The sequence below is a fragment of the Acaricomes phytoseiuli DSM 14247 genome (assembly GCF_000376245.1).
GTDB classification, from domain to species: Bacteria; Actinomycetota; Actinomycetes; order Actinomycetales; family Micrococcaceae; genus Renibacterium; species Renibacterium phytoseiuli.
Genome location: NZ_AQXM01000055.1, coordinates 55,644 through 75,044, shown reverse-complemented (window position 1 = coordinate 75,044; position 19,401 = coordinate 55,644). Strand labels below are relative to the sequence as shown.

16 protein-coding genes, 1 tRNA gene, 1 pseudogene and 1 riboswitch are annotated in these 19,401 nt (G+C 62.8%); of the genes and pseudogenes, 9 read left to right on the top strand and 9 right to left on the bottom strand.

The features are described from left to right. Nucleotides 1-15: 15 nt before the first annotated feature. Nucleotides 16-128, bottom strand: a riboswitch (SAM riboswitch). 98 nt (nt 129-226) lie between these two features. The 4 genes from hisN to C501_RS0106180 all read right to left on the bottom strand — a co-directional run bounded on the left by hisN (nt 227) and on the right by C501_RS0106180 (nt 4,174). After that, nucleotides 227-1,051: a histidinol-phosphatase gene (hisN, locus tag C501_RS0106195; RefSeq protein WP_018134763.1), complete on the bottom strand. Its 825-nt coding sequence runs from the start codon at nt 1,049-1,051 to the stop codon at nt 227-229. Between the two features lie 63 nt (nt 1,052-1,114). After that, nucleotides 1,115-2,221, bottom strand: coding sequence for a ribosome small subunit-dependent GTPase A (gene rsgA, locus C501_RS0106190; RefSeq protein WP_018134762.1), 1,107 nt, complete (start codon nt 2,219-2,221; stop codon nt 1,115-1,117). Next, on the bottom strand, nt 2,218-3,582 hold the full coding sequence (aroA, locus tag C501_RS0106185; protein WP_018134761.1) for a 3-phosphoshikimate 1-carboxyvinyltransferase: 1,365 nt from the start codon (nt 3,580-3,582) through the stop codon (nt 2,218-2,220). Before aroA ends, rsgA begins: the two co-directional genes overlap by 4 nt. Before the next feature lie 37 nt (nt 3,583-3,619). After that, nucleotides 3,620-4,174 (bottom strand): DoxX family protein, encoded by a 555-nt coding sequence (locus tag C501_RS0106180; protein WP_018134760.1) that lies wholly within the window; start codon nt 4,172-4,174, stop codon nt 3,620-3,622. 148 nt (nt 4,175-4,322) lie between these two features. Here C501_RS0106180 and C501_RS0106175 point away from each other — a divergent pair, with 148 nt between their 5' ends. Both C501_RS0106175 and rsrA read left to right on the top strand, forming a co-directional pair. After that, nucleotides 4,323-5,192 carry a sigma-70 family RNA polymerase sigma factor gene (locus C501_RS0106175; protein ID WP_018134759.1) on the top strand — a complete coding sequence of 290 codons (870 nt, stop codon included), beginning with the start codon at nt 4,323-4,325 and terminating at the stop codon, nt 5,190-5,192. Next, a complete protein-coding gene (gene rsrA, locus C501_RS0106170; RefSeq protein ID WP_018134758.1) occupies nt 5,189-5,449 on the top strand; it encodes a mycothiol system anti-sigma-R factor in 261 nt (86 codons plus the stop codon). Before C501_RS0106175 ends, rsrA begins: the two co-directional genes overlap by 4 nt. Nucleotides 5,450-5,530: 81 nt before the next feature. Here the strand turns inward: rsrA and C501_RS14940 are convergent, their stop codons facing one another. The 3 genes from C501_RS14940 to C501_RS0106160 form a co-directional block, all read right to left on the bottom strand. After that, on the bottom strand, nt 5,531-5,605 hold the full coding sequence (locus C501_RS14940) for a 50S ribosomal protein bL37 (protein WP_156807660.1): 75 nt from the start codon (nt 5,603-5,605) through the stop codon (nt 5,531-5,533). Between the two features lie 163 nt (nt 5,606-5,768). Further along, nucleotides 5,769-6,368 carry a GDSL-type esterase/lipase family protein gene (locus C501_RS0106165; RefSeq protein ID WP_018134757.1) on the bottom strand — a complete coding sequence of 200 codons (600 nt, stop codon included), beginning with the start codon at nt 6,366-6,368 and terminating at the stop codon, nt 5,769-5,771. Nucleotides 6,369-6,525: 157 nt separating this feature from the next. Next, complete coding sequence (locus C501_RS0106160) at nt 6,526-10,404, bottom strand: multifunctional oxoglutarate decarboxylase/oxoglutarate dehydrogenase thiamine pyrophosphate-binding subunit/dihydrolipoyllysine-residue succinyltransferase subunit (RefSeq protein ID WP_018134756.1); 3,879 nt, start codon at nt 10,402-10,404, stop codon at nt 6,526-6,528. Nucleotides 10,405-10,595: 191 nt separating this feature from the next. Here C501_RS0106160 and guaB1 point away from each other — a divergent pair, with 191 nt between their 5' ends. The 6 genes from guaB1 (at nt 10,596) to C501_RS0106130 (ending at nt 17,807) form a co-directional block, all read left to right on the top strand. Then, the gene (guaB1, locus tag C501_RS0106155; protein WP_018134755.1) at nt 10,596-12,176 is read left to right on the top strand and encodes a GMP reductase; all 1,581 of its coding nucleotides are present in this window, start codon (nt 10,596-10,598) and stop codon (nt 12,174-12,176) included. Between the two features lie 246 nt (nt 12,177-12,422). Further along, on the top strand, nt 12,423-13,793 hold the full coding sequence (locus tag C501_RS0106150) for a hemolysin family protein (RefSeq protein WP_018134754.1): 1,371 nt from the start codon (nt 12,423-12,425) through the stop codon (nt 13,791-13,793). Beyond that, nucleotides 13,790-14,824, top strand: coding sequence for a hemolysin family protein (locus C501_RS0106145; RefSeq protein ID WP_018134753.1), 1,035 nt, complete (start codon nt 13,790-13,792; stop codon nt 14,822-14,824). The genes C501_RS0106150 and C501_RS0106145 overlap by 4 nt, the downstream gene beginning before the upstream one ends. A 236-nt stretch (nt 14,825-15,060) precedes the next feature. Further along, nucleotides 15,061-16,014 carry a metal ABC transporter solute-binding protein, Zn/Mn family gene (locus C501_RS0106140; RefSeq protein ID WP_245532423.1) on the top strand — a complete coding sequence of 318 codons (954 nt, stop codon included), beginning with the start codon at nt 15,061-15,063 and terminating at the stop codon, nt 16,012-16,014. A gap of 63 nt (nt 16,015-16,077) precedes the next feature. Further along, a complete protein-coding gene (locus C501_RS0106135) occupies nt 16,078-16,908 on the top strand; it encodes a metal ABC transporter ATP-binding protein (protein ID WP_018134751.1) in 831 nt (276 codons plus the stop codon). 2 nt (nt 16,909-16,910) lie between these two features. Continuing rightward, the gene (locus C501_RS0106130) at nt 16,911-17,807 is read left to right on the top strand and encodes a metal ABC transporter permease (protein WP_026174679.1); all 897 of its coding nucleotides are present in this window, start codon (nt 16,911-16,913) and stop codon (nt 17,805-17,807) included. A gap of 12 nt (nt 17,808-17,819) precedes the next feature. Here the strand turns inward: C501_RS0106130 and C501_RS14735 are convergent. Further along, nucleotides 17,820-18,242: pseudogene (locus C501_RS14735) on the bottom strand (Fur family transcriptional regulator); the annotation flags it as partial. 164 nt (nt 18,243-18,406) lie between these two features. Between C501_RS14735 and C501_RS0106120 the strand changes: the two are divergent. Then, on the top strand, nt 18,407-19,063 hold the full coding sequence (locus C501_RS0106120; RefSeq protein WP_018134748.1) for an MBL fold metallo-hydrolase: 657 nt from the start codon (nt 18,407-18,409) through the stop codon (nt 19,061-19,063). 68 nt (nt 19,064-19,131) lie between these two features. Here C501_RS0106120 and C501_RS0106115 read toward each other — a convergent pair. Continuing rightward, a tRNA-Lys gene (locus C501_RS0106115) sits at nt 19,132-19,204 on the bottom strand. Between the last annotated feature and the right edge of the window lie 197 nt (nt 19,205-19,401).

Here is a 19,401-nt window from a genome sequence, read left to right as displayed (position 1 = left end):
AACTCCGGGGGCCGGAGTCCGCGTTTGCCGAACCACACCGGCCCGGCCAAGTCGTCACCCGGGGCACCCCGCCGCGGTGGGAGGGTTGCCGGCCAGCAAACCGGGGTTTCGCGCTGGCACTCGTGACCTGCTCATCAGCTTAGAGCACGCTGACAGCCAGTTTCCTTCTATGACGTTCGATGTCGTTCCGCGCCTGAGCGGGCACCGAGTTCTACCGGAAACGTGTCTATCGCAAAGGATCCAGCAGGGGATCCAGCTTCGGGTTCAGCAAATGCAGGGCCTCGGAATGCAGAATGCTGTTACTGGCCAGGGCGTTACCGCCGAAAGGCCCGTCAGCGCCTTCCAAGGAGGTGAACCGGCCACCGGCTTCGGTGACGATTGGTACCAGGGCCGCCATATCGTAGAGATTCAACTCCGGCTCGCAGGCTAGATCCACCGCGCCCTCAGCCACGAGGCAATAGGACCAGAAATCACCGTAGGCCCGGGTGCGCCAGGTCGCGTCCATGAGTCGGAGAAAATCATCTAGACTGCCATGCTCGCGCCAGCCGCTGAGCGATGAGTAGGAGAGCGAGGCATCGTTGATTCGGGAGACATTGGAGACGCGGATCCGCTGTGCACTGGCCAGCGACTTACCGGTATAGGCCCCGGTGCCCTGCGCCGCCCACCAGCGCTTGCCGAGGGCCGGGGCGCTGACCACTCCGAGCACCGGTACGCCTTCATCGACGAGGCAGATCAGGGTGGCCCAGACGGGGACGCCCCGGATGAAGTTCTTCGTGCCGTCGATAGGATCGATGATCCAGCGCCGTGTGCCATGGCCGCTGCTGCCGAACTCTTCACCCAGCACGGCATCCCGCGGGCGGGAGCGCGAGAGCTGAGAGCGGATGGCTTCCTCCGCACTGCGGTCGGCATCCGTCACCGGGGTCATATCCGGCTTCGTCTCCACGTGTAAGTCCAGGGCCTTGAACCGGCTCATGGTCTGGGAATCGACGGCGTCAGCCAGCACATGGGCTAGTCGGAGATCGTCATTGTAGCCCTGCGGTGCATGTACCATGCCCATACGCTATCGCGATTACCGCCCGGATACGGGGAGGCCGCTGCACTGCACGGTAGCGGCTCACTGCCCGATCTGCTCCTGAACCGCGCGCACTGCGGCCAGCAGGCGGCGGAAGGAGGCGAGCCGCTCCGGCCCGCCGGGGCCCGCTTTGCCTGCATCCACCCATAGGTCCAGGCCGCATTCCGGAGCTCCGGCGAGGTGCTGGCAGCCGCGCGGGCAGGTTTCGATACCCGGCTCCAGCTCGGGGAAGGCCTGCAGCATCCGAAGCGGGTCCACATGAGCCAGGCCGAAAGAGCGAATCCCCGGGGTGTCGATGATCCAGCTCCCCGGCCTCGCGTCCTCGAGCTGCAGCGCTACTGCTGAGGACGAGGTGTGGCGGCCCCTACCGGTCACCGCATTGACGTTTCCCGTGGCCCGATCGGCACCGGTCAGGGCATTGACCATCGTCGATTTTCCCACCCCGGAGTGGCCGAGGAGCACGGCTACGCGCCCGTCGAGCGCTTCGTGCAGTTGCACCACTGCTGCGCGGCCAAGAGCCAGTGTCTGGGAGCGATCTCCCGCATGCTGAAGGTCAGCGATGTCGGCGCTTGGATTGCGCGCGCTCAGCACGACGTCCAGGTCGAGGTAGGAATAATGCTCTAGCAACTCCGCGGGCTGCCGCAGATCTGTTTTAGTGACCAGGAGCAGTGGCCGCAGGCCGGCATCGTAAGCGGCGATCAGCGCCCGGTCGATGAACCCGGTGCGCGGCTCGGGTTCGGCGGCGGCAACCACGATCACCAGGACATCAGCATTGGCCACGACGGTCCGCTCCACGGGATCCGTGTCATCGGCCGAGCGGCGCAGCACACTGCTGCGCGGTTCGATGCGGACCAGCCGGGCGAGGGTGTCCGGATCGCCGCTGAGATCACCCACGAGCGCCACGAAATCCCCAACGACCACGGAGATCCGACGCAATTCCCGGGCCCGAGCGGCGATCAGCAACCGTTCCTGGGCCGTGCCTTCATCCACTATCGCGGTATAGCGGCCCCGATCCACCGCGACGACTCTTCCGATGGTCGCATCGCTATGCGCCGGTCGATTCTTGGTGCGCGGCCGGCTGCCCTTCTTATTGGGCCGCACCCGGACATCGGATTCATCCCAGTCCCGCGCCGCTCCGGCCCGCGTCATTCGCTACCCAGCATCTGCTGCCACAGGCACGGGAAATCCGGCATGGTCTTGGCTGTCGTCGCGATGTTCTCCACCTGCACGCCGGGGACGGCTAAGCCGATGATAGCCCCCGCGGTGGCCATCCGATGGTCGGCATAGCTGCGGAAGACCCCGCCGTGCAGCCGCCGCGGGCGGATGATCAGGCCGTCGGGGGTTTCCTCGGCATCGCCGCCCAGGCGGTTGATCTCAGTGACCAGCGCGGCCAGCCGATCGGTCTCATGGCCGCGCAGATGCCCGATGCCGCGTAGCCGGCTGGGCGAATCAGCCAGGGCGCAGAGCGCCGCGACAGTAGGCGCTAGTTCGGAGGTATCAGCGAGATCGACACCGCGGATCCGGTTGCCGCCCCGGACCTCGAGGACCCCCGCAACCAGGCTGACCTCGGCTCCGAAGTCGGTCAGGATCTTCTGCCAGGAGTCACCGATCTGAGTAGTGGTCTCCGGCCAATCGGTGATCCGGACCCGGCCTCCGGAGACCAGCGCGGCGGCGAGGAAGGGGCCCGCATTCGAAAGATCCGGCTCACTGCGGATATCGAAACCCGGCAGCTTTGCTGGTTGCACGATCCAGTGCCCGGGGGTGGAGTCGTCGACCTCTGCGCCGGCGTCCCGGAGCACCTTGACGGTCATCGCGATGTGTTCCGGGCTCGGCAAGCCGGCGCCCCGGTGCTCCAGATGTATGCCGCGTTCGAATCTGGGTGCCGCCAGCAGCAAAGCCGAGACGAATTGTGAAGACGCGGAGGCGTCGATGGTGATCCGACCCCCGCGGACTGTGCCTTCGGCTTCGAGCAGAAATGGCAGAGCCTGCTCTTGTACGCCATCCGCAGCGGGTTCCACCTGGATTCCGAGCGCTCGCAGCCCGTCGAGCAGACCTGCCATGGGGCGCAGGCGGGCGTGCTCATCACCATCGAAGCGGATCCTGCCGGGCACCAAGGCCGCCAAAGGTGGCACGAAGCGCATGACAGTCCCCGCGAGCCCGCAGTCAATCGTCACGTCACCGGCCTGGTGTCCCGCTGGGATCGGAGTGATGCGGAGATCCGGGCCGGAACCGGAAGAGCCCTCCGCCGGGAGTTCTTCGATCCGCGCTCCCAGCGCGCGCAATGCCGTGATCATCAGGCCGGAGTCGCGGGAGCGCAGCGGAGATCGAAGCAGTGAGGGCGAATCGGCGATGGCGGCGAGCACCAAGTACCGGTTCGTCAGTGATTTGGAGCCCGGAACGGATACGGTGGCATCCACCGGCCGTTCAGCGACAGGAGCATCCCAGAGCTCTGCTGGAGGGCCCTGGGTGGCTCCGCTATGCGGTGTCGAGGTATTCGAGGCGTTCTTCACAGGGGGTGCGATGCGCGATGAACTTGCTCAGGCGCGGTTAGGACTGGACCGCATCTGAGACGGTGTTCATCGCTTTCTTGGCGTTCTTGCGAACTTTCTTATTGGCTTTATCGGCCGCTTTGCTCGCCTGGGCCAGCTGCCGCCGGCCCTTTTTGCGACCGGCGTCGGCGAGGTGCTCTGCTCGCCAGGCCAGGCCCGGCTTTCCGTCGGTATCCACCGAGGCGAGGAGCGCTCCTCCGGTGAGCGAGACGTTCTTGAGCAGTTGGGCCCGCTGCCAGCGGCGCCCTTCCGCAGTGCTGGTATCAGCGGCACTGAATTCAGCGGCAGTATTCAAGGTCGAGGTCATCGCCAGCAGGAATCCGGCGATGCGGGGAAACTTGCCTAGGGCCAGTAGCGTTCCGGCGCCTAGCTGAACACCGCCGATGGCCCGGGCCAAGAGCTTCTCATCGAGCTGGGGAACCGCATTGGCTACGGGGCGCAACACGCCGCCCAGATGCTCTGCAGTTTCATTGGCCTGCCGGATCCGCTCGAATCCTGCCACGATGAAGCTCGAAGCGAGTAGCGGGCGGGCAAAAGTTCTCACGATCGACATCCGGGCCTCCTGGAGTGCTTGGCAGTGCTTCTAGGGTTCTAGTCTGGCATTTTTACGGAATATTTTCGCGCTACCTCAAGTTACCAGTATCAGAAGATGCAGATGATTGCCTGAGAGTCTTCCTGAGCACATTGCGGAAAGGATGAGGATGCATCACGCTGTTCTGGAAAACACCGGCTCGAGCCGGGCGAGTGCCCTGAACCTGAGGCAGAACGGAGTCTTCCGGGAAGCATCAGAGAAATCAGAGAAATCGACGCAGAAACTGAGCGGCAACACCGGATCAGCCGGTTCCCGGCGCAGCCAGCGCATTAGCATAGACTGGAAGGCGATGAGCAGCACCGGTCGTGAAGCCCTGGCGAGCCCAGCAGCGAGCCAGCAGCCCACAGAGCAGCAAGAGGTCGACCTGCAGACAGAGACCCTCGAACAGCGGCGCGCCCGTTTCGAGCGGGACGCCATGCAGTATGTCGATCAGCTGTACTCGGCGGCGATGCGCATGGCGAGGAATCCCGCCGATGCCGAGGATCTGGTGCAGGAAGCCTATACCAAAGCTTTTTCGGCCTTTCACCAGTACAAGCCGGGGACCAATCTCAAGGCATGGCTGTACCGGATCCTGACGAATACTTATATCAACCTGTACCGGAAGCGGCAGCGGGAACCCCAGCAGTCGGGTTCGGATCAGGTAGAGGACTGGCAGCTCGTTCGCGCTGAATCGCACACCTCATCGGGGCTGCGCAGCGCCGAAGCAGAAGCCCTGGACCATCTGCCGGATTCGGACGTCAAAAGAGCATTGCAGGATATTCCCGAAGAGTTCCGCCTCGCGGTCTACTTCGCGGATGTTGAGGGTTTCGCCTATAAGGAGATCTCCAGCATCATGAACACCCCCATCGGCACGGTGATGTCCCGACTGCATCGTGGCCGCAAACTACTACGCGACCAGCTTGCTGACTACGCTGCTGAGCGAGGGTTCGCCGCCGCTATTGCGCGCGATACCCCGGAGGCACAGGAGAACAACGCATGAGTGACTGCCAGAGCCTGGGCGATTGCCAGGACGAACGCGTGCAGCGCATCTACGAATATATCGATGGCGCGCTTTCGCCGGAGGACGTAGCGCAGATCAAAGCCCATCTGGACAACTGCCCTGATTGCGCGGGGGAGTACGATCTGGAATGCCTGATCCGGGCTGTTATCAAACGCTCCTGCGCTGAGGTCGCTCCGGAGAAGCTGAAATCTTCGATTCTGGAACGCATTCATGCGATGAAGACCGTGGAGGCCTGAAGCTCATAGGAGACCGCAGGCAGGTATGGCGGAGGCCCCGGCACATGTGCCGGGGCCTCCGCCATACCTGTTCGTCAATTCTCAGGCGTTGGGGCGCTTGCCGTGATTCGCGCCATTGCGCTTGCGATCGCGGCGCTTGCGTGCACGCTTGGACATCGCTGCCCTCCCCTCATCAGTTGTACGGTGTCAGTGCCACCGTGCGTCATCAGTAGTCACGGGGCCGAAACTCTGCATGCCAGTCTTTCATACCGGCCTCGGCAGCGTCTAACCGGCGGCAGTTGTTTCTGCCGAACATGCGAGCATTGGAGCGACCCGCTGCTCAGCGCGCTTCGGGCACGCCGAGCCAGCCGAACCAGCCCCGATGCAAGACGAGCCAGGCGATCAGCCCATACCCCGCTTGCCCCGGCTTTCCGTCGTTGGTGGCGAGGTCATTGCGCCATTGCTCATGGTTGAGCAGCGGAGAGAAAGTGTCGACGTACACGTGGCGGCGGCGCGTAGTGACATCCGCGAAGGCGGTGTTCAGCTCGCTCAGCCGCTGGTTCCGCTCCGGGTCCAATCCTGCAGGAGGGCCCACCACCAGTACGGGGACACTGAGTTGCGAGGCACCGTCGAGGATATTGGCGAGATTGAGACGGCTCCGTGCGGTCGAGAGCCCCAACTCCGCGTCCTGGTCGGAAAGCCCGATGACCAGGCGATTCTCCTGGTAGTCATCGAAACGCCGTCCTGCTTCTTCGAGCCAGCGATCCGCAAGGCTCTCGGTTCCTTCGGCGGGCCGGGCCAGCACGTAGGGCTCGAGCGCAACACCGTCTCGGGGCGTCCGCGCCAGAACACGGCCGAACCAGCCCAGCGCGCGGGGATCGCCATGACCGGCCAGCAACTCATCGCCGACGGCAGCCAGCCGAATTTTCCTCTGCTCCACACCCGCGCCTTTCCGCTTCGATGATTCCAGCTCATCGAGTGAGCCGGGTTATGTCAAGAACCGTACCGCCGCCGGGCCCGGAATTCCTAGCCGACCCGGGCTCTGCTCGTCGCTCCGGTCATGAAGCTAGTCACGCAGAGCACCGGGCTATGACGCCTTATGAACCAGAGCGTTCGAAGACCTCAGCGACGAGGACTTCCTGCTCCGCAGCATGGCGCTTGGCTGATCCGGTGGCCGTCGCGGCGGAGGCCGGCCGGGAGACCAGACGTACGGACTGGCCGAGCTCCTGGGGCAGGTGCAGCCCTATAAAAGGCCACGGACCCTGGTTGGCGGGTTCGTCCTGCGCCCAGATGACTTCCTGAGCATGGGGATACTTGGCGATTTCCTCGCGGATCTGCTCGGCAGGCAGCGGGTACAGCTGCTCCACCCGGACCAGCGCAACGGTGTCATCCCCGGTCTTCTCCCGCTGGGAGAGCAGGTCGTAGTACATCCTGCCGGAGACCAGCACGACCCGGGTGACCCGGTCCGTCGCGGTGAGCTTGTGATCGCCGATCACCGGCCGGAAGCCGCCCTCGGTGAACTCCTCCACAGAGGAAGCTGCCGCCTTGAGCCGCAGCAGCTGCTTGGGCGTGAACACGATCAGCGGCTTGCGCGGCCGGGCATAGGCCTGCCGGCGCAGCAAGTGGAAATGCGAAGCAGGCGTGGACGGCTGAGCGACCACCATGTTGTTCTCAGCGCAGAGCTGGAGGTAGCGCTCGATGCGGCCGGAGGAATGATCCGGCCCTTGGCCCTCGTAGCCGTGCGGTAAGAGCAGGGTCAGTGAAGAGCGCTGGCCCCATTTCTGCTCTGCTGAGGAGATGAATTCGTCGACCACGGTCTGCGCGCCGTTGGCGAAGTCGCCGAACTGAGCCTCCCAGACCACCAGGGCATCGGGGCGCTCGACGGAATAGCCGTATTCGAAAGCCATCGCGGCGTATTCGCTTAGCAGCGAGTCGTAGATCCACAGTTTGCCCTGCTCCTCGGAGAGGTTGGCGAGCGGAGTCCACTCCGCGCCGTCCTGGTGGTCGTGGAAGACTGCGTGCCGCTGTACGAAAGTGCCACGGCGGGAATCCTGGCCGGCGACGCGCACCGGTACCCCTTCCATGAGCAGCGAGCCGAAGGCTGCGATCTCGCCGAAGCCCCAGTCGATTCCGCCGTCGCGGGACATCTGCTCCCGCTTCTCCAGCAGGGCTTTGAGCTTGGGGTGCACCGTGAACCCCTCCGGGATGTTGGTGTGCGCCGCGCCGATCGCCGCGAGCGTCTTCGCGGAGATCGCGGTCCGTGCGGGGGTGTTCTCCCCGCCCTCGGACTGCTGGGCGATAGGGCGCTCGAGGTCCGAAATCGCCTGGGCGTCCGAGGTGATCACCGGAATCGGTGAGGTCTGGGCGGCGTGAGTCTCTGCGAAAACCCGCTCCAGCCGCTCCTGGTAATCCCGGAGCAGCTGCTCGGCCTCTTCCTTGGTGATATCGCCGCGCCCGATAAGCGCCTCGGTGTAGAGCCGGCGCACAGAACGCATACCGTCGATGAGGTTGTACATGAGCGGTTGCGTCATCGAAGGATCATCGCCTTCGTTATGCCCCCGGCGTCGGTAGCAGATGAGGTCGATCACGACGTCTTTGTGGAACCGTTGCCGGAACTGGTAGGCGAGCTGCGCCACCCGGACCACGGCTTCGGGGTCGTTCCCGTTCACGTGGAAAACCGGAGCCTGGATCATCTTGGCGACGTCGGTCGCGTAAACGGAGGAACGCGATGCCGACGGGGCGGTGGTGAAGCCCACCTGATTGTTCACCACGACGTGGATGGTTCCGCCCGTGCGGTAACCGCGCAGCTGGGAAAGGTTCAGGGTCTCGGCCACGACGCCCTGCCCGGCGAACGCTGCATCGCCGTGCACCATCACGGGCAGCACGGGGAAGCTCTCGCCCTGGTCCAGGCGATCCTCTTTGGCGCGCACGACGCCTTCCAGAACCGCGTCCACCGCTTCGAGGTGCGAGGGGTTGGCGGCCAGGTAAACCTTAGTGGTGTTACCGGCCTCCGAGGTGAAGGAGCCTTCGGTGCCCAGGTGGTACTTCACGTCTCCCGAGCCCTGGACGCTCCGCGGATCCTGGGTGCCCTCGAACTCCCGGAAGACCTGAGCATAGGTCTTCCCCGCAATATTGGTCAGCACATTGAGGCGCCCGCGGTGCGCCATGCCGATGGCTACTTCATCCATGCCATCATCGGCGGCGTCGGAGAGGATCGAGTCGAGCAACGGGATGAGCGATTCGCCGCCTTCCAGGGAGAACCGCTTCTGTCCGACGAATTTGGTCTGCAGGAAGGTCTCGAAGGCTTCTGCGGCGTTGAGCCGGTTGACGATCCGCAGCTGTTCTTCGCGGCTCGGCTTGGAGTACGGATGCTCCAGTTCATCCTGGAACCAGGTGCGCTGCTCCGGATCCTGCAGGTGCATGTACTCGATGCCGGTGGTACGGCAGTAGGCATCGCGCAGCACGCCGAGGATGTCTCGAAACTTCAGGCTCTGCTTGCCGCCGAAGCCGCCGGTAGGCCACTCCCGGTCGAGGTCCCAGAGCGTCAGCCCATGGTTGAGCACATCGAGGTCGGGGTGCTTGCGCTGCACGTATTCGAGCGGATCGGTGTCCGCCATCAAGTGGCCGCGCACCCGGTAGGCGTGGATCAGCTGCTGGATCCGGGCGACCTTGTTGACCTGGTCCATCGGATCGACCTGGATATCCGGGCTCCAGCGCACGGGCTCGTAAGGGATCCGGAGGTCCTCGAAGATCTCATCGTAGAAATTGTCCGCGCCCAGTAGCAGTTGCTGCACGCGCTTGAGGAATTCACCGCTGCCGGCACCCTGGATCACCCGGTGATCGTAGGTGGAGGTCAGGGTCAGGATCTTGCTGATCGCGTTCTTGGCGAGGATCTTCTCGTTAGCGCCCTGGAATTCTGCAGGGTATTCAAGGGCTCCCACACCGATGATGCAGGCTTGTCCCTTGGACAGCCGTGGTACCGAGTGTACGGTGCCGATGCCGCCGGGATTGGTCAGCGAAACCGTGGTGCCGGCGTAGTCATCCGCGGTGAGCTTGCCATTCCGGGCTCGTTTGATGAGGTCTTCGTAGGTGTGCCAGAACTCGGCGAAGGAAAGCGTCTCCGCTTTCTTGATGTTGGGCACCACGAGGAGTCGGGAGCCATCGGCCTTGGGCATATCGATGGCGATGCCGAAGTTGACGTGCGCGGGGTGGACCGCAACGGGTTTGCCGTCCCGCTCTTCGTAGATCACGTTCATGGACGGGAAGTCCCGCAGTGCGCGGATCACTGCGTAGCCGATGAGGTGCGTGAAGGAGACTTTCCCGCCTCGGGCTCGTGCCAGGTTCGAGTTGATTACCAGGCGGTTATCGATTAGCAGCTTCGCGGGTACTGCGCGCACGCTGGTTGCGGTGGGCACTTCGAGGCTGGTGACCATATTGGCCGCAATGGCCTTCGCCGGGCCGCGCAACGGCTCGAGGGTGTCCTCCAGCGGAGCGGAGTCATCCTTGACAGCGGGTCGAGGCTGAGCGGGAACCGGTGAGGTGTTGCCGGTGCTGGAACGTACTACGGACTTGCCCTCGGGGCTCTGCTTCTGGGCCACGGCCTGAGTGTTTTCCTGCTTCTGGTCTTTGTCTTGGCGCTTCTGGGGGTCTTGATCCTTCTGAGGTTCCTGGCGTGCAGCGCTCTGGCTCGCGGCTTCGGGCTTTTTCTCCGATGCCGGAGCCTTCACCAAGGAGCTCTGCTCAGCCGGAGGCACGGCGGGCAGCTGCCGGGTGATCGGTTCAGCGGCATGCTTGGGTTTCGAGGAGCTGCCGGTTTGAGCATCTCCGGATTCTCCGGAGTCCAGGGAGGCGAAAAGCGGCCACCACTTCTCATCTACCGAGTTCTTGTTCTGCCGGTACTGCTCGTAGAGTTCGTCGACGAGCCATTCGTTTCCTCCGAACTCCTCGGTCAGACGATTGATGGATTCACCTGGCACCTGAAATTCGCCTCTTCCATGAGTTAAAGACACTCGCTGTCCGATGCTCAGTCTACTGATGCAAGAGCGCATCCGGGCAACTTTATGAGCCGATGGCGTACATACAGCGTATATTCACCGCATATCTGTGGCGCAGCGCACAATCCCGGAGTGTCGGGAAGGGGCCCTCCGCTGGCTCTAGACTGATTGATATGCGTTTCATCGAATCAGCTCGTCATGGTGAGCGAACCGGGCAAACCACAGAAACCCCCTCTGCGACAGAAGATTCTGCACAGACTCAGCCCCAGGAACAGCCGAAAGGCCAAGCGCGCGGCGCGACCGATCTGACCTATGCCGATGTGTTCCTGGTTCCTTCCCGTTCCGAGATGACTTCCCGGCTGGATGCCGATCTTTCCAGTGACGACGGAACGGGCACCACGATTCCTCTCGTCGCCGCCAATATGACCGCGGTCACCGGTAAGCGGATGGTGGAGACGCTCGCCCGCAGGGGAGGGCTGGGGGTGCTTCCCCAGGACATCCCGCTCCCTGTGATCCGTGAAGTGATCGACTGGGTGAAAGGGCGTGACCCGCTCTTCGAGACCCCCGTGGTGCTCGGGCCGGATAACACGGTGATCGACGCCTTGCATCTGATGGACAAGCGCGCACACGGTGCCGTGGTGGTCGTGAACGGGGAAGGCCGATGCCTGGGCGTCGTCAGCGCTGCCGACTGCACGGGCGTGGACCGCTTCACCTCCCTGGCCTCTGTGATGAAACCTGGCGGCATCGAGCTCGACGCCCGAGCTTTTGAGCAGAGCTCCGGGGCCCCCGCCTCCAACGGGGAGCGCAGCGCCGCTCTGCGGGAAGCCTTCGATACGCTCGATGCCACAGCCTCCGAGCTCGCTCCGGTGCTGCGCGATGGCAAGCTGCTCGGTGTGCTGACCCGCACCGGGGCGCTCCGGTCCACGATCTATCAGCCGGCCCTGGACTCCAGCGGCAGGCTCAAGGTGGCTGCTGCCGTGGGGATCAACGGCGATGTGCGCGGCAAGGCAGCCGAACTCCTGGACGCCGGGGTCGATTGCCTTGTCGTGGATACTGCGCACGGACATCAGAAGAAGATGTTCGAGGCTCTTGCCGCGGTGCGCGGGCTCGACCCGCAGGTGCCGGTGGTGGCGGGGAATGTCGTTAGCGCGGACGGGGTGCGGGATCTGATCGAGGCCGGCGCGGATATCGTCAAAGTAGGTGTAGGCCCCGGCGCGATGTGCACCACCAGGATGATGACCGCGGTCGGCCGCCCGCAGTTCTCCGCGGTGCTCGAATGCGCGGCCATGGCGCGCAGCATGGGCGGAACTGTTTGGGCCGATGGCGGGGTCCGCTACCCCCGGGATGTCGCCCTGGCCCTTGCCGCAGGTGCTAGCCAGGTCATGATCGGCTCCTGGTTCGCCGGCACCTATGAGAGCCCGGGGGATATGCTAACGGACGCTGAAGGCCGTCGGTACAAAGAGAGTTTCGGCATGGCCAGCGCCAGAGCGGTGCAGAACCGCACTCAGGGCGAGGGGACTTTCGACAGGGCTCGCAAAGGCCTCTTCGAAGAGGGGATCTCCTCATCGAAGATGTACCTAGACCCTGGCCGCCCGGGGTTGGAGGATCTGCTGGATATGATCACCGCCGGGCTGCGGAGCTCCATGACCTATGCTGGTGCAACCAATCTGGCTGAATTCGCCGAGCGCGCGCTGGTGGGCATCCAGTCCGATGCCGGTTATCAGGAAGGCCGCCCGCTCTCGCAGAGTTGGTGAGCGCCGGTGGGTTGAGCGATCCGCAGCTCCGCAGGGAATCCGCTACACTGTGAAGATTATGGACCATGACTCTAGGAGCCGGCAGGCGAACCTTGACGGTTCGGCGCAGACCGGCAATCCCCAGACGTTCGATTCACCCGATTCAACGACGAGCCATTCCTCGGAGCCGCTATCCGGCTCTGATGATCAGCCTCCACCAGCTGCGGCGCATTGCGCGCTACCCCTCTTCGGAGGTGACTGATAACGATGGAATGGCTGCTTCTGATTGTCGGCTGCTTCCTGATTCTCGGCACCGGGTTCTTCGTCGCCGTGGAATTCTCCCTCGTCGCACTTGACCAGGCGATGGTGGAGCGGGCTGTTGACCAAGGCGACCGCGCTGCTGAACCAGTGTTGCGATGCCTGAAAACGCTCTCCACCCAGCTTTCCAGCTGTCAGCTCGGGATCACCCTGACCACGCTGCTCACCGGCTTCGTGGTCGAGCCTTCGTTGGGTGCTCTGCTAGCCGGCCCGCTGGGTTCTCTCGGTCTGGCTGAACCCGTTATCGGGGTGGTCTCGCTGATCCTCGCGATGACTGTGGCAACGCTTCTGTCCATGCTGATGGGCGAGCTCGTACCTAAGAATGCGGCCATCGCGGTTCCTTTCGCCGTTGCTAAGGCTCTGGCCCGGCCGCAGTTGATCTTCACCGGGGTGCTGCGTCACTTCATCATGATGCTCAACGGCTTCTCCAACCGGGTGCTGGCGCTTTTCGGTATCGAGGCCAAAGAAGAGATCTCCGGAGCCAGGAGTCCTGCCGAACTGGCATCTCTCGTGCGCCGCTCAGCGGAGCTGGGTACTCTGGACGCCGGCACCGCGAATTTCCTGGCTCGTTCACTCAGTTTCTCCGAGCGCACGGCGGCCGATGTGATGACGCCGCGGATCCGGGTCGAGATGCTCTCCGTCGATGCGCCGCTCACGGATGTTATCGAAGCCGCTCGTCGTACCGGGTTCTCGCGCTTCCTGCTCTATGACAGATCGGTCGATGACATCGTCGGCGTGGTGCACGTCAAGCGGGCGATCGCGGTTCCCGCGGATCGCCGGGCCGGTCTGCAGGCCGGAACCATTAAGGAAGAAGTGCTCCGAGTGCCGGAGACGATTCACTTGAACTCCCTGATCAATGAGTTGCGGGCGGGTAATCTCCAGCTGGCCGTGGTACTCGATGAATATGGCGGCACTGCCGGGGTGGCGACCTTGGAGGATCTGGTGGAAGAGATCGTCGGAGAGGTCGCCGATGAGCACGATCGCACTGCGCCGGGTGTTCTGCAGAGCGCTTCCGGGCACTGGCACTTTCCTGGCCTGATGCGCCCCGATGAGATCAGCGATCAGATTCCTAGGCTCGTGGTGCCGGATACCGCTAACTATGAGACCGTGGGCGGGTTCGTGATGGATCGGCTGGGACGCATTCCGCAGGTCGGCGATCGGCTTGAGGTCGAAGGCGGCTTGCTTGAGGTCGAGCGCATGGATGGCCGCCGGGTTGACCGTCTCCGGTTCACACCGGAGCCGGAGGCGTCAGCTGAGTCTGATGCGGCGGCCCTGAACGCTCCCGGAACCGCCTCCGCAGTGAAGGGAGGGGCCCAGTGAACGAGTGGGTGGGCATTCTCTGGCTAGTCCTCTTGCTCATGGCCAACGCGTTCTTCGTGGGTGCGGAATTCGCCATTATGAGTGCTCGGCGCAGCCAGATCGAGCCCCTGGCTGAAGCCGGTTCCAAGCGCGCCCGGACCACTCTGTACGCGATGGAGCATGTTTCTCTCATGCTGGCTTGCGCGCAGCTCGGGATCACGGTGGCATCGCTGCTGATCCTCAATGTGGCTGAGCCCGCGATCAAGAACCTGGTGATGGAGCCGATCCTGAGCCTGGGTGTGCCGTATGCGATAGCCTCGCCTGCGGTCTTCCTCGCGGTGCTGCTTCTGGTGACCTTCCTGCATGTGACCTTCGGCGAAATGGTGCCTAAGAACATCGCCGTTTCTGTCGCGGATAAAGCGGCGCTGATCCTGGCTCCGCCACTGGTATGGGTGGCTCGCGTCATCCGGCCGGTCATCGTCTCGCTGAACTGGATGGCCAATCATATTCTGCGCTGGTTCCGAATCGAGCCCAAGGACGAGGTGGCTTCGAGCTTCACGCTCGAAGAAGTCCAGGGCATTGTCGCGGCATCGACTCGGGATGGTTTGGTCGATGATGAGACCGGCCTGCTCAGTGGCGCGCTGGAGTTCTCCGCGCATACTGCAGGGCAGACGATGGTTCCCGTGGAGTCGTTGCACACGCTCGCCACGGACGCTACCGCAGAGGACGTTGAGTCCAGCGTGCGGCGCACCGGCTTCTCCCGTTTCGTGCTCGGCGACGATCAGGGGAACCTCACGGGGTATGTGCACATCAAGGATGTGCTGAATATTCCGGAGGCCGACTATCAGAAGCCGCTGGGAGAGGCTCGGGCGCGGAATCTGATCAATATCGGCGAGAGCGAAGAGCTTGAGGACGCACTGCGTACGATGCAGGCCAGCGGTTCGCACTTGGCCCGGGTGGTCACTGCTGAGAACCGGGTGGTGGGCGTTCTGTTCCTCGAGGATGTGATCGAGGAACTGGTCGGCGAGATCCGAGAGCGCGAGCGGGCCTGAGCCCGGAGTTCCGAAGGGGCTGACCAGCATAGAGTAATTGAGAATCGTTCTCAATTACTCTATGCTGGTCAATAGTGCCTTTCCTTGCGCTTCAGAGCTAGTTCTCTGAAGCCGGGAGCACATCTATGCGCAACAGCTCATCGGATGAAACTGGACGGAACTCAAAATTAGAACTGAGGTAACCTATGCGCTTCGCGCATTTGCAGGTTAAGAGCGGTTTGAAGCTACTATCCGCCGTGGCGGTCACCGGTCTGGCGGTCACCGGCTGCGGCACCCTCAATCAGGGCCAGGGAGAGCAGAGCGCGAGCAGCGATGCCGCGGAGATGATCCAGGTCGTCTCATCTACTAATGTCTACGGCAGTCTCGCTGAGGCAGTGGGCGGAGACCGGGTTTCCGTGAACTCCCTGATCACTAATACCGTGCAGGATCCGCACTCCTATGAAGCCTCGGCTCAGGACCGGCTCATGGTCAGCCGGGCGGAGGTGATCATCCGCAACGGCGGGGGCTACGACGATTTCCTGACTCGTCTCGCCGAGGGGGAGGCCGATCAGTCCATGATCGATGTTGTCGAAATCTCCGGGTTGCGATCGGCCTCCGAGGAGCCAGCTGAAGAAGAGTCGCATGACCATGACCACGGCGCTGATGAGCACGGATCGCATGACCACGGCGAGTTCAATGAGCACCTCTGGTATTCGATCCCGACGATGATCAAACTGACCGACGCGCTCGCCACTGAATTCTCCAGCAAGCAGCCCAAAGCGGCCGAGGGGTTCGCGCAGCGGGCGCAGACCTTGAAAGATGAGCTGCAAGGTCTCGAAACAGAGGTTGCGGCTATTAAAGGCAATGCTGAGGGCGAGCCGATTGCGATGACAGAGCCCGTTCCGCAGTATTTGCTGGAGCAGGCCGGGCTGGTGGACCGCACGCCCGTGGAGTTCAGCCGTGCGGTGGAATCGGAGTCGGATGTGCCGGCCCTGGTGCTCCGGGACGCCACCGCGCTCATTACTGATCGCCAGGTCCGATTGCTCGCGTACAACCAGCAAACTGAAACGGATCAGACCCAGCAACTCCGGGAAGCGGCTCAAAACGCCGGGGTCCCGGTGGTCAACTTCACTGAGACGCTTCCCGAGGGCGAAGACTATGTGAGCTGGATGCGTGGCAATATTGAGAACCTGCGCGCGGCGCTGGCCTGAGTTCGAACGCGCTAACGTTTCCGGTGATTTAGGTTAGTTCCGGGTATTCGAAAGAGGGCTTTTATGGACGATGTTCTCCGGCTCCACGAGGCTTCGCTGTCTTTCGGCGAACGCGTCCTCTGGCATGATCTCAATCTCGCGGTACGCGCCGGTGAGTTCTTCGCCGTGCTCGGCCCCAATGGCAGCGGTAAGACCAGCTTCCTCAAGGTGCTCCTGGGCCTGCAGCCGTTGAGCTCGGGCACCGTGCAGATCACGGGCCGGCCTCCCTGCCAGAGTCGCGATGAGGTGGGCTATGTTCCGCAGCAGAAAGGCTTCCCCGCGCAGACCCCTTTGCGCTCTCGGGATCTGGTGGGTCTCGGGCTCGACGGGAATCGCTGGGGGTTCAGCCTCCCGGGCACCAAAAGAGCCCGGAATGGCCGCGTCGATCAATTGTTGGCGGATGTCGGAGCCAGCCATTACGCAGATGCTCCGGTGGGTTTACTCTCCGGCGGTGAACAGCAGCGACTACGCATCGCTCAGGCCCTGGCTACCGACCCGAAACTCCTGCTCTGCGATGAGCCGCTGCTCTCCCTGGATCTGAACCACCAGCGTGCGGTGAGCACGCTGGTGGCTCGACAGGCCCATGAGGCCGGTGCAGCAGTCGTCTTCGTGACCCATGAGATCAACCCCATCATCGATTACGTCGACAGAGTGCTCTACCTAGCCGGCGGCCGATTCCAAATGGGCACGCCCGATGAAGTCATGACCTCGGAGGTGCTCAGCGATTTGTACCAGACGCCGATCGATGTGCTTCGCAGCAATGGCAGGATCCTGGTCTCCGGTCATCCGGATGCAACCACCCATCACCACCATTCCCCGCACGATGATCTGACCTCCGGCAGTTGGGGGCGCTGACGGTGACCTGGGAACAGATATTCGGCGCATTTATCGACTTCTCCGATTACGGGGAACTGGTTCCGTTATTCCGGGATTCACTCCTCGCGGGAGCCGTGCTCGGACTGCTCGGCGGTCTGATTGGCATTTTCGTGATGATGCGAGATCTGGCTTTCGCGGTGCACGGCATCGCGGAGCTCTCCTTCGCGGGAGCGGCGCTGGCCCTCTTGCTGGGCTTCGATGTGATCACCGGCTCGCTCATCGGGTCGATCACCGCTGCCGGGGTCATCGGCCTGCTCGGCGTCCGGGCGAGGGACCGGAACTCGATTATCGGCGTGCTGATGCCCTTCGGGTTGGGCTTGGGCATCCTATTCATCTCTTTGTACCCGGGACGTTCGGCCAATAAATTCGGCCTGCTGACCGGGCAGATCGTAGCGGTCGACTCAGCGCAACTGGGAGTACTGGCGATGACCGCCTTGATCGTGATCGTGGCGCTCGCGGTGATCTGGCGGCCGCTGACTTTCGCCAGTGCGGACGCGGAAATCGCAGAAGCCCGTGGCGTTCCCGTGCGCGCGCTCTCACTGCTTTTCATGCTTCTACTCGGGATCTCCGTCGCGCTATCGCTCCAGATCGTGGGAGCGCTGCTGGTTCTTGCGCTGCTGATCACCCCTGCGGCGGCGGCCATGCAGCTGACGGCCACGCCTCGGCTCGTGGTGCTGCTCAGCGTGCTCTTCGCCCTCACCGCAGTAGTCGGCGGCATCCTGCTGGCACTGGGCAGCACGTTACCGGTCAGCCCCTATGTGACCACGCTTTCCTTCATGATCTATGTGATCTGCCGTCTCATCGCCTGGAAGCGCAAGCACTCCGCCCGCGGTGCCGGCGGCACGCAGAGTCGGAGCCCCGCCGGTAGTGCTGCCTAAGGGTAGAGGATCGCAGTCAGTGCATACCCCGATCATTTCGAGCACATGACTGACTTCGCGGAAACCCTGCTGCTGGGCGACCTGCCTCGCCCAGCTCTCCACCTCGGGGGCTTCGATCTCCACGGCTTTGCCGCACTCTTTGCAGACCAGATGATGGTGGTGCGTTGTCGCTGCGCAACGACGGTAGATCGCCTCACCGTCCTCGGTGCGCAGCACATCGATCGCGCCTTCTTCAGCCATAGACTGCAGAATCCGATAAGAAGTGGCCAGGGAGACTGTGGCTCCCTGATCATGCAGAATGCGGTGCAGCTCCTGCGTGCTGACGAAATCCTCTAACTGGTCCAAAGCCGCGCTGACCGCGAGTCGCTGTTTTGTGACACGCTGTTCTTTTATGGGGCTCTGTACCGAGGTCGGGCCGGTGGGCGATTGTGTCATGACAACCCCTCAGTGCTGATACTCGCAGATTCTGCCGGGACGTTCTCCACCCCGTTCATTAAGGCTATCAGTTATACTGCCGGCTGCCCCTCCCGGTTTGCTGGGGTTAGCCTGTAAGTAGGCGGTGGAATCGCAGGATTACTGCACAGGCGTAGTGTGGAAGCATGCGCCTCACGAAATTCACCCATGCATGCGTCAAGCTCGAGAAAGACGGAAAAGCCATTGTGTTCGACCCGGGCTCTTTCTCGGAGCTGGAGACGGCGTTATCCGGTGTGAATGCTGTTCTGGTCACCCATGAGCACATGGATCATATCGATATCGATGCGGTGACTGCAGCGCTCCAGGCTGATCCGGATCTGCTGCTCCACGCACCCGGATCGGTGACGAAGCAGCTTGGTGAAGCAGCACCGGAGGTTTCCGGGCAGATCAAAACGGTCGAACCGGGTGAGGAGTTTGAGACGGCGGGCTTCACCGTACACGCTTATGGCGGCCAGCACGCCCTGATCCACCCGCGCGTGCCGATCGTCGCCAATCTGGGGTATGTGATCGACGGCAAGGTCTACCACCCCGGTGATGCGCTCATCGTTCCAGAGGACATCCAGGTGCAGACACTTCTGGTGCCATTGCACGCTCCGTGGGCCAAAATGTCGGAGATGATCGACTTCGTCACGGCGGTGCGAGCCCCTATGGTCTACCAGATCCATGACGCCTTGCTCAGCGATATCGGGTTCAGCGTGATGGAGCGGATGCTCACCCAGATCGCAGGGCTCTACGGTATCCAGTACCAGCATCTGAGGCCCGGGGAGAGCATCGAGATCTGAAGTCGAGGTCTGAAAACGCATAAAAATAGAGTCCCGTCACCCAAGTGACGAGACTCTATACTGCTCTGTGCACCCCCCGGGACTCGAACCCGGAACCCATTGATTAAGAGTCAATTGCTCTGCCAGTTGAGCTAGAGGTGCGTTCTGCAACGACATGTAATGTTACCTGCTCGCGGAGGCATCCACGAAATCGACCGACTTCCCCTCGTTTTTGATACCTTCCGTGACTTTTGATGCGGTCCGTAGACCATCAAAAGTCACGGAAGGCATCAAAAACGGGCGACGGGGTGGGGCGTCATAGAGGCGGCACGATTCGGCGGCGCCTCGGCCCAGGCATA

Coding starts and splice junctions, on each gene's coding strand:
- rsgA (WP_018134762.1), bottom strand. CDS start 2,221: ATGACGCGGGCCGGAGCGGCGCGGGACTGGGATGAATCCGATGTCCGG.
- rsrA (WP_018134758.1), top strand. CDS start 5,189: ATGAGTGACTGCCAGAGCCTGGGCGATTGCCAGGACGAACGCGTGCAG.
- C501_RS0106175 (WP_018134759.1), top strand. CDS start 4,323: ATGCATCACGCTGTTCTGGAAAACACCGGCTCGAGCCGGGCGAGTGCC.
- C501_RS0106180 (WP_018134760.1), bottom strand. CDS start 4,174: ATGTCGATCGTGAGAACTTTTGCCCGCCCGCTACTCGCTTCGAGCTTC.
- C501_RS0106135 (WP_018134751.1), top strand. CDS start 16,078: ATGGACGATGTTCTCCGGCTCCACGAGGCTTCGCTGTCTTTCGGCGAA.
- C501_RS0106120 (WP_018134748.1), top strand. CDS start 18,407: ATGCGCCTCACGAAATTCACCCATGCATGCGTCAAGCTCGAGAAAGAC.
- C501_RS0106150 (WP_018134754.1), top strand. CDS start 12,423: ATGGAATGGCTGCTTCTGATTGTCGGCTGCTTCCTGATTCTCGGCACC.
- hisN (WP_018134763.1), bottom strand. CDS start 1,051: ATGGTACATGCACCGCAGGGCTACAATGACGATCTCCGACTAGCCCAT.
- guaB1 (WP_018134755.1), top strand. CDS start 10,596: ATGCGTTTCATCGAATCAGCTCGTCATGGTGAGCGAACCGGGCAAACC.